Source organism: Sphingomonas sp. (assembly GCF_035555815.1).
GTDB lineage: Bacteria > Pseudomonadota > Alphaproteobacteria > Sphingomonadales > Sphingomonadaceae > Sphingomonas.
In genome coordinates this window covers 1-8101 of record NZ_DATMGG010000189.1, presented here as the reverse complement: position 1 = coordinate 8101, position 8101 = coordinate 1, and the positions used below count along the sequence as shown (strand labels likewise).

Here is an 8101-nt window from a genome sequence, read left to right as displayed (position 1 = left end):
CGCGTGGTCACGAACTCGATCTTCTTGTCATAGGGCGCGCCGAGGATCAGCCGGTTCACATAGATGCCCGGCAGGTGGATGCCGTCGGGATCGAGGCTGCCGACCGGGACCACTTCCTCGACCTCCGCCACGCAGACCTTGCCAGCGGTCGCCATCGGCTGGTTGAAGTTGCGCGCGGTCTTGCGGAAGATCAGGTTGCCGGCCTCATCGGCCTTCCACCCCTTGATGATCGCCAGGTCGGCGCGGATGCCGCGTTCGAGGATATAGTCCTCTCCGTCGAAGCTCTTGACCTCCTTGCCCTTCGCCACCTCGGTGCCGACGCCGGTGCGGGTGTAGAAGCCGGGGATGCCCGCCCCGCCCGCGCGGCAGCGTTCGGCCAGCGTGCCCTGGGGGCAGAACTCGACCTCCAGCTCGCCCGACAGATACTGGCGCTCGAATTCCTTGTTCTCGCCGACGTAGGACGAGATCATCTTCTTGACCTGGCGCGTGCGCAGCAGCTTGCCCAAACCCTCGCCGTCGATCCCGGCGTTGTTGCTGGCGATGGTCAGGTCCTTCGTCCCGGCATCGCGGATCGCGTCGATCAGCCGTTCGGGAATGCCGCACAGGCCGAACCCGCCGGCGCAGATCGTCATGCCGTCGAACAATACGCCGTCGAGCGCCGCCGCGGCATCGGAGTAGAGTTTGCGCGCCATTCGAACTCCTTCGGCAGATTGTCGCGGCGAGCGATAGGGGCGCCGGCGAGTCGGGGCAAGCCGTCGCGCGCTGCCCCATGCCCGGCGGAAACATGGCCGTCATTCACCGCATCGGCCCCAAAGGCGCCGCAGTGGCGGCCGAGATTCACGACGGCCGGAGCGTGTTCCGGCCGAGTAACCGCTCGATGGAGCCATGCGTAAACCAGCCAGCGCCGGCACCCCTTGTCCGGCGCCCCCCAACAATGGAGATCGACCATGCGATTGATTGCCGCATCCCTGCTGCTGTCCGCGTTCGCGGCGGCCCCTGCCCTGGCGCAGGATAAACCCTTTGAAGGCCCCAGCGCCACCGCCATCGCCGGCGTGGACGTCAGCGAGCACCGCGCCGGGCTGCTCTATGGCGGCCAGATCGGCTACGACTGGCAGACCGACAGCAACCTCGTCTTCGGCGTGGAAGGCGAAGCGACCGGCTCGACCAGCCGGGATTGCGTCGATGGCGTCAGCGGCAGCGGCGGCGCCACGCGCCAGTGCTTCAAGACCGGCCGCGATTTCTACGCGGGCGGGCGCATCGGCACCGTCGTCGGCGGTTCGACGCTGCTGTATGCCAAGGGCGGCTACACCAACGCCCGCCGCAGCTATGAATACAGCGACAGCGCGACCCCGGCCAACGACTATCAGATCGCCGGGAATAGCGACGGTTTCCGCGTCGGCGCCGGCGTGGAGAAGCGGATCGGCGACAAGATGCTGGTGAAGGCGGAATATCGCTATTCCAACTATGACGGCGGCCAGGACCGTCATCAGGGGCTGGTCGGCCTCGGCTTCCGCTTCTGACCTGACGAGGTCGGGCCGCGCGACCCTCCCACGCGCGGCCCGATTTCTCCCCTACCCGTTATGCGCCAGCGCCAGTCCGGGGCGCGCCCAGCGCATCCGGGCCAGCCGGCCGCTGCCCGACAGGCAGATGTACGCATCGCGCCGGTCCGCCCCGCCCCAACAGATGTTGGTGGTGAAGATGTCGGGCGTGGCGACGAATTCGACCAGCTCGCCGGTGGGCGACACCACCGAGATGCCGCTTTCGCCGATCGTCGCGACGGCGATGTTGCCGTTCGCCTCCACCCCCAGCGAATCGAACCATTTCTCACCCGCCGGGCGATAGAGCCCCGCGCCCGCCCCGACCTGCCCCGGCGCCAGCACCGGAAACGCCATCAGCCGGCAGGTGAACGTCTCCGCCGCATAGAGCGTCGCGCCGTCGGGCGACAGGCCGACGCCGTTGGGGTTCTCGGCTGGAAACACCACTTCCTTGAGCAGGCTGCCGTCGGCGCGGGCATAGAAGATGCCGGTGCGGTCGCGCTCGCGTTCGCGGGTCTTGCCATGATCGGTGAAGTAGAAGCCGCCGTGCGCGTCGAACACGATGTCGTTCGGGCCGCGCAGCACGCAACCGAAATCGCCGTCGCGGTAGAGAATCTCGACCGCGCCGGTGGCGATGTCGATCCGTTCGATCCGCCCGCCCGAATAGTCGTCGGGCTGGCCGCCGGGGACGAGGAAGCCGCCGTGATCCTGATAGACGAAGCCGCCGTTGTTGCAGCAGTAGAGCGCGCCGTCCGGCCCGATCGCCAGCCCGTTCGGTCCGCCGCCCGGTTCGGCCACGGTGCGTTTCGATCCGTCGGGGAGGACGCGCGTGATTCGCCCCGCCTCGATCTCGACCACGATGACGCTGCCGTCGGCCATCGCGACCGGGCCTTCGGGAAAGCGCAGACCGTCCGCCACGATCTCCAGTTCGGCCATGCTTGCCCCTTCCCACATTTTTTGTGTCGCGGGCGATCCTAAGCAGCGGCTAGAGATAGCGCCATGACCCAGAATCGCACCGGCGGCCGCATCCTAGTCGACAACCTCGTGGCGCAGGGATGCGATCGCATCTTCCATGTGCCGGGCGAGAGTTTCCTCGCGGTGCTCGACGCGCTGCACGACATGCCGGCGATCGACGTGGTGACGTGCCGGCAGGAAGGCGGCGTGACCTTCATGGCCGGCGCCGACGGTGCGATGACCGGGCGGCCGGGCATCGCCTTCGTCACGCGCGGGCCGGGCGCGACCAACGCGTCGATCGGGGTGCACGTCGCGATGCAGGATTCGGTGCCGATGATCCTGTTCGTCGGCGACATCGACCGCGCCACGCGCGACCGCGAGGCGTTCCAGGAGATCGACCTGCCGGCGATGTTCGCGCCGATCGCCAAATGGGCCAGCCGAATCGAGGACCCCGCGCGCATCCCGGAGTATGTCGCGCGCGCCTATGCCACCGCGATGAGCGGCCGGCCGGGGCCGGTGGTGCTGGCGATCCCCGAGGACATGCTGACCGAAGTGGCGGAGGCGATCGACCGGCCGGCGGTGACCGCCCCGGCGCAACCCGCCGATGCCGGCGCGGTGGCGGCCGCGCTCGATCGGCTGGCGAAGGCCAAGGCCCCGGTCGCGATCGTCGGCGGCGCCGGATGGGACGCTGCGGCGGGCCGGGCGTTCGCCGCCTTCGCCGAACGGTGCGCGCTACCCGTCGCCGCCGCGTTCCGCCGACAGGACGCGATCGAAAACGATTCGCCCGCGTGGGCGGGCAACCTCGGCTATGGTCCCAATCCAAAGCTGGTCGAGCGGATCAAGGCGGCCGACGTGCTGCTGGTGGTGGGCGCGCGGCTGGGCGAGGCGACCACCGACGGTTATGCGCTGGTCACCCCCGATCATCCGGGGCAGACGCTGATCCACGTCCACCCCGACCCGGAGGAACTCAACCGCACCTATCGCGCCGACATCGCGATCTGCGCCGGGATGAGCGAATTCGCCGAGGCGCTGGCCGCCGCCAACGCCGCGCTGCCCGCCTTCGCCGGGGCGGACGCCCATGCCGAATGGCGCGCCTGGTCGACGCCCGAGCCGCGCGAAGGCGTCGCGCTCGACCTTGGCCAGTGCGTCGCGGCGATGCGCGCGGCGCTGCCCGCCGACACGATCATCTGCAACGGCGCGGGGAACTTCTCGGGCTGGTGGCATCGTTACTGGCGCTATGCCGAGAAACCGTCGCAACTCGCGCCGACCGCCGGGGCGATGGGCTATGGCGTGCCGGCGGCGGTGGCGGCGGCACTGCGTTTTCCCGAGCGGCAGGTGGTCGCGCTGGCCGGCGACGGCGACTTCATGATGAACGGGCAGGAACTGGCCACCGCGATCCAGCACGACGTCGACCTGATCGTGATCCTGGTCGACAACGGCGCCTATGGCACGATCCGGATGCATCAGGAGCGCGAGTATCCGGCGCGGATCAGCGGCACCGGCCTGCGCAACCCCGACTTCGCCGCACTGGCGCGCGCCTATGGCGGCTGGGCGGAGACGGTCGAGCGGACCGGGGATTTCGCGCCGGCGCTGGACCGCGCCAAGGGTGAGCGCGGAGTGCGGCTGCTCCACCTGAAGACCGATGTCGAGACAATCACGCCGGGGACGACAATCTCGGCGATCCGGGCGAGGTAGCAACGCCGGCGCTCTCAAGGCGCGGGCGCGGACCGGATCGCTCCAATACGAAAAGAGCCGCCACGGTTTCCCGTGACGGCCCTTTCATCAATACGACGCGCTCAGATGTCGTCGCCCAGCGCGCCCTTGATCTTGCCGCCAAGCTGCTGGGCCTTGCCCTTCAGCTCCTGAGCGGCACCTTCGGCGGCCAGCTCATCGTCGCGACGGGTGCGATTGGGATCGTCCGCATCGCCCGCCATCGCCTGCTTGGCCTTGCCGACCGCCTCGTTGATGTTGCCTTTTACCTTGTCGACGAACTCGCCCATCTAGCATCTCCATTTCCGTGACACGGCCATTGAGCCATGTTGCGAAGATAGAACGGTTTTCGGCGGCCGAGGTTCCCGTCGACGTGCGGACGGCGGGACGGTCAGATCATGCCCGCCAGCGGACTCGACGGATCGGCATAGCGGCGCTTGCCCATCCGTCCGGCGCGATAGCTGAGCCGCCCGGCCGCGACCGCCGCCTTCATCGCGGTGGCCATCATCACCGGGTTCTTCGCCTCGGCGATCGCGGTGTTCATCAGCACGCCGTCGCAGCCCAGTTCCATCGCCACCGCCGCGTCCGACGCGCTGCCGACGCCGGCATCGACCAGCACCGGCACGCCCGCCCCCTCGACGATCAGCCGGATCATCACCGGGTTCTGGATGCCCAGCCCCGATCCGATCGGCGCGCCCAGCGGCATGATCGCCACCGCGCCGGCATTTTCCAGCCGCTTCGCCGCGATCGGATCATCGGCGCAATAGACCATCGGCTTGAAGCCTTCGTTGGCCAGGATCTCGGTCGCGCGCAGCGTCTCGACCATGTCGGGATAGAGCGTGCGCGCCTCGCCCAGCACCTCGAGCTTGACCAGATCCCAGCCGCCAGCCTCGCGCGCCAGCCGCAGCGTGCGTATCGCGTCCTCGCCGGTGAAGCAGCCGGCGGTGTTGGGCAGATAGGTGATCCGCTTTGGATCGATGAAGTCGGTCAGCATCGGCGCCTTGGGGTCGCTGACGTTGACGCGGCGCACCGCCACGGTGACGATCTCCGCCCCCGACGCCTCGACCGCGGCGGCGTTCTCCGCAAAATCCTTGTACTTGCCGGTGCCGACGATCAGCCGCGAACGGAACGTCTTGCCGGCGACGCTCCACAAATCGTCGCCCAGCGGCGCGGCATGATCGCCCCCGCCGACGAAGTGAACGATCTCGATCTCGTCGCCGTCCTCGACCCGCACCTGCGCCAGCGTCGAGCGCGGCACCACTTCGAGGTTGCGTTCCACGGCCACTTTCTCGGGGATCAGCCCCAGTTCGGCTGCCAGATCGGCCAGGCTGAGCCCGGCGACGACGCGGCGGTGTTCGCCATTGACGATGATCGAAACGGTGCCGTCGCTGTGCATGGGTGCTCCCGGTGATGGTGGCGGATCGCAGTCGGGTTTGCCCGCCGGACGCGGCTCATATAGGAAGCGCCCACCACGCGCGGCAATCCGAAAGGTAACAGTTGGCCGATACCGTCTATGTCCTGAACGGGCCGAACCTCAATCTGCTGGGGATGCGCGAGCCCGAAATCTACGGGTCGGACACGCTCGACGACATCGCCGGGATGCTGGAGGATCGCGCGCGGCCGCTCGGGCTGACCGTGGACATGCGGCAATCGAACCACGAAGGCCACCTGGTCGACTGGCTGCACGAGGCGCAGGCGAACGATGCCCGCGCGGTGCTGCTCAATGCCGGCGCGTTCACCCACACGTCGATCGCACTGCACGACGCGATCAAGGCCATCCGCACCCCGGTGATCGAGGTGCATCTTTCCAATCCGCACACGCGTGACGCCTTTCGTCACCGCAGCTATGTGGGGCAGGCCGCGCGCGGAACCATCGCCGGTTTTGGCGCGCTGTCCTATGTTCTCGCGCTTGAAGCCGCCGCGCGACTCTGACAGAGCGCGCGCTTTCAGTTTTTAGGGGCCTGTCCCCCCGGGGAATTCATGACCGATACCGCAACACCCACCGGCGAGATGCATGTCGATATCGATCTGGTGCGCCAGCTCGCCCAGGTGCTCGACGAGACCCAGCTGACCGAGATCGAGGTTCAGGACGGCGAACGCAAGGTGCGTGTCGCGCGCACCGTCACCGCCGCGCCACTGGCCTATGCGCCGGCACCTGCCGCCGCGTCCGCCCCCGCTGCCGCCGTGGCAGCACTGGCCGAGGCCGCCCCGGCCGCGGTCGCGGCCAATGCGGTGCGTTCGCCGATGGTTGGCACCGCCTATCTCTCCCCGAACCCCGAAGCGAAGGCGTTCGTCGCCGTCGGCCAGTCGGTGAAGGCCGGCGACACGCTGCTGATCATCGAGGCGATGAAGGTGATGAACCCGATCCTGGCGCCTGCCGCCGGCACCGTGAAGTCGGTGCTGGTAGAGAATGGCCAGCCGGTCGAGTTCGACCAGCCGCTCGTCGTGGTCGAGTAAGCGACCTTGCCCAAAATCAGGAAGCTGCTGATCGCCAATCGCGGCGAGATCGCGCTGCGCATCCACCGCGCCTGCCACGAGCTGGGTATCAAGACGGTCGCGGTCCATTCGACCGCCGATGCCGACGCGATGCACGTGCGGCTGGCCGACGAGGCGATCTGCATCGGCCCGCCGGCGGCGGCGGAGAGCTATCTCAACATCCCCAACATCATTTCGGCGGCGGAGATCAGCGGCGCCGACGCGATCCACCCCGGCTATGGCTTCCTGAGCGAGAACGCGCGCTTCGCCGAGATCGTCGAGCTGCATAACCTGATCTTCGTCGGGCCGAAGCCCGAGCATATCCGCACGATGGGCGACAAGGTCGAGGCCAAGCGCACCGCCGGCGCGCTCGGGCTGCCGCTGGTGCCGGGATCGGACGGCGCGATCGAGGATGTCGCCGAGGCGAAGCGGCTGGCGCGCGACATCGGCTATCCGGTGATCATTAAGGCCGCGTCGGGCGGCGGCGGGCGCGGCATGAAGGTGTGCACGTCCGAGGACCAGATCGAGACGCTGATCCAGCAGGCCGGAAGCGAGGCCAAGGCGGCGTTCGGCGACGCGACGGTCTATATCGAGAAATACCTCGGCAACCCGCGCCACATCGAATTCCAGGTGTTCGGCGACGGCAACGGCAACGCCATCCACCTCGGCGAGCGCGACTGCTCGCTCCAGCGCCGCCACCAGAAGGTGCTGGAGGAAGCCCCCTCCCCGATCCTCGGCACCGAGGATCGCAACCGGATGGGCGGCATCGTCGCCAGGGCGATGGCCGACATGGGCTATCGCGGCGCCGGCACGATCGAGTTCCTGTGGGAAGACGGCGAGTTCTACTTCATCGAGATGAACACCCGGCTGCAGGTCGAGCATCCGGTGACCGAGATGATCACCGGGCTGGACCTGGTTCGCGAACAGATCCGCATCGCCGAGGGCGAGGGCCTGTCAGTGCGGCAGGAGGACATCCAGTTCCGCGGACACGCGATCGAATGCCGGATCAATGCCGAGGATCCGCGCAGCTTCGCGCCCTCCCCCGGCACCGTCGCGCAATATCACGCGCCCGGCGGGATGCACGTCCGCGTCGATAGCGGGCTGTACACCGGATACCGCGTGCCGCCCTATTACGACTCGATGATCGCCAAGCTGATCGTCTATGGCATGACCCGCGAAGGCGCGATCCGCCGGCTGCGCCGCGCGCTGGAGGAGTTCGTGATCGAGGGGATGAAGACCACCATCCCGCTGCATCAGGCGCTGCTGGACGCCCCCGATTTCCAGTCGGGCAACTACACGATCAAGTGGCTGGAGGAATGGCTGGCCCGGCCCGAAAATCAGGAGTGACGGCGCGGTGAAGGCGACGATCTGGCACAATCCGCGCTGCTCCAAATCGCGCGAGACGCTGGCGATCCTGCACGATGCCG

Annotated in this window: 9 protein-coding genes and 1 pseudogene; 6 read left to right on the top strand and 4 right to left on the bottom strand. The window is 68.1% G+C overall.

What is annotated here, in order from left to right; translation table 11 throughout:
• On the bottom strand, positions 1-692 hold a 692-nt coding region (locus VNR91_RS10915), incomplete at its 3' end, for a CoA transferase subunit A (RefSeq protein ID WP_325490797.1).
• Positions 693-947: 255 nt separating this feature from the next.
• Here VNR91_RS10915 and VNR91_RS10910 point away from each other — a divergent pair.
• Complete coding sequence (locus tag VNR91_RS10910; protein ID WP_325490796.1) at positions 948-1520, top strand: porin family protein; 573 nt, start codon at positions 948-950, stop codon at positions 1518-1520.
• Positions 1521-1571: 51 nt separating this feature from the next.
• Here the strand turns inward: VNR91_RS10910 and VNR91_RS10905 are convergent, their stop codons facing one another.
• Positions 1572-2471 carry an SMP-30/gluconolactonase/LRE family protein gene (locus tag VNR91_RS10905; protein WP_325490795.1) on the bottom strand — a complete coding sequence of 300 codons (900 nt, stop codon included), beginning with the start codon at positions 2469-2471 and terminating at the stop codon, positions 1572-1574.
• Between the two features lie 63 nt (positions 2472-2534).
• Between VNR91_RS10905 and VNR91_RS10900 the strand changes: the two genes are divergently transcribed.
• Complete coding sequence (locus VNR91_RS10900; RefSeq protein WP_325490794.1) at positions 2535-4184, top strand: thiamine pyrophosphate-binding protein; 1650 nt, start codon at positions 2535-2537, stop codon at positions 4182-4184.
• 101 nt (positions 4185-4285) lie between these two features.
• Here the strand turns inward: VNR91_RS10900 and VNR91_RS10895 are convergent, their stop codons facing one another.
• Together VNR91_RS10895 and thiS are read right to left on the bottom strand one after the other, a co-directional pair.
• Positions 4286-4489 (bottom strand): CsbD family protein, encoded by a 204-nt coding sequence (locus tag VNR91_RS10895; protein ID WP_325490793.1) that lies wholly within the window; start codon positions 4487-4489, stop codon positions 4286-4288.
• A gap of 101 nt (positions 4490-4590) precedes the next feature.
• Positions 4591-5595 carry a sulfur carrier protein ThiS gene (gene thiS, locus VNR91_RS10890; protein ID WP_325490792.1) on the bottom strand — a complete coding sequence of 335 codons (1005 nt, stop codon included), beginning with the start codon at positions 5593-5595 and terminating at the stop codon, positions 4591-4593.
• 101 nt (positions 5596-5696) lie between these two features.
• On the opposite strand from thiS, the gene aroQ reads away from it, so the two are divergent.
• From aroQ to VNR91_RS13555, 4 genes and pseudogenes are all read left to right on the top strand, one after another.
• Entirely contained in the window at positions 5697-6131 is a 435-nt protein-coding gene (aroQ, locus tag VNR91_RS10885; protein WP_325490791.1) for a type II 3-dehydroquinate dehydratase, read from the top strand.
• A gap of 48 nt (positions 6132-6179) precedes the next feature.
• Complete coding sequence (gene accB, locus VNR91_RS10880) at positions 6180-6656, top strand: acetyl-CoA carboxylase biotin carboxyl carrier protein (protein ID WP_325490790.1); 477 nt, start codon at positions 6180-6182, stop codon at positions 6654-6656.
• Positions 6657-6662: 6 nt separating this feature from the next.
• Positions 6663-8021, top strand: coding sequence for an acetyl-CoA carboxylase biotin carboxylase subunit (gene accC / locus VNR91_RS10875; protein WP_325490789.1), 1359 nt, complete (start codon positions 6663-6665; stop codon positions 8019-8021).
• 7 nt (positions 8022-8028) lie between these two features.
• Positions 8029-8101, top strand: a pseudogene (locus tag VNR91_RS13555) (arsenate reductase (glutaredoxin)); the annotation flags it as partial.

Bases quoted from the DNA above. Each gene is read 5' to 3' on its own strand.
- VNR91_RS10910 (WP_325490796.1), top strand. From the start codon at position 948: ATGCGATTGATTGCCGCATCCCTGCTGCTGTCCGCGTTCGCGGCGGCC.
- VNR91_RS10905 (WP_325490795.1), bottom strand. From the start codon at position 2,471: ATGGCCGAACTGGAGATCGTGGCGGACGGTCTGCGCTTTCCCGAAGGC.
- VNR91_RS10900 (WP_325490794.1), top strand. From the start codon at position 2,535: ATGACCCAGAATCGCACCGGCGGCCGCATCCTAGTCGACAACCTCGTG.
- VNR91_RS10895 (WP_325490793.1), bottom strand. From the start codon at position 4,489: ATGGGCGAGTTCGTCGACAAGGTAAAAGGCAACATCAACGAGGCGGTC.
- thiS (WP_325490792.1), bottom strand. From the start codon at position 5,595: ATGCACAGCGACGGCACCGTTTCGATCATCGTCAATGGCGAACACCGC.
- accB (WP_325490790.1), top strand. From the start codon at position 6,180: ATGACCGATACCGCAACACCCACCGGCGAGATGCATGTCGATATCGAT.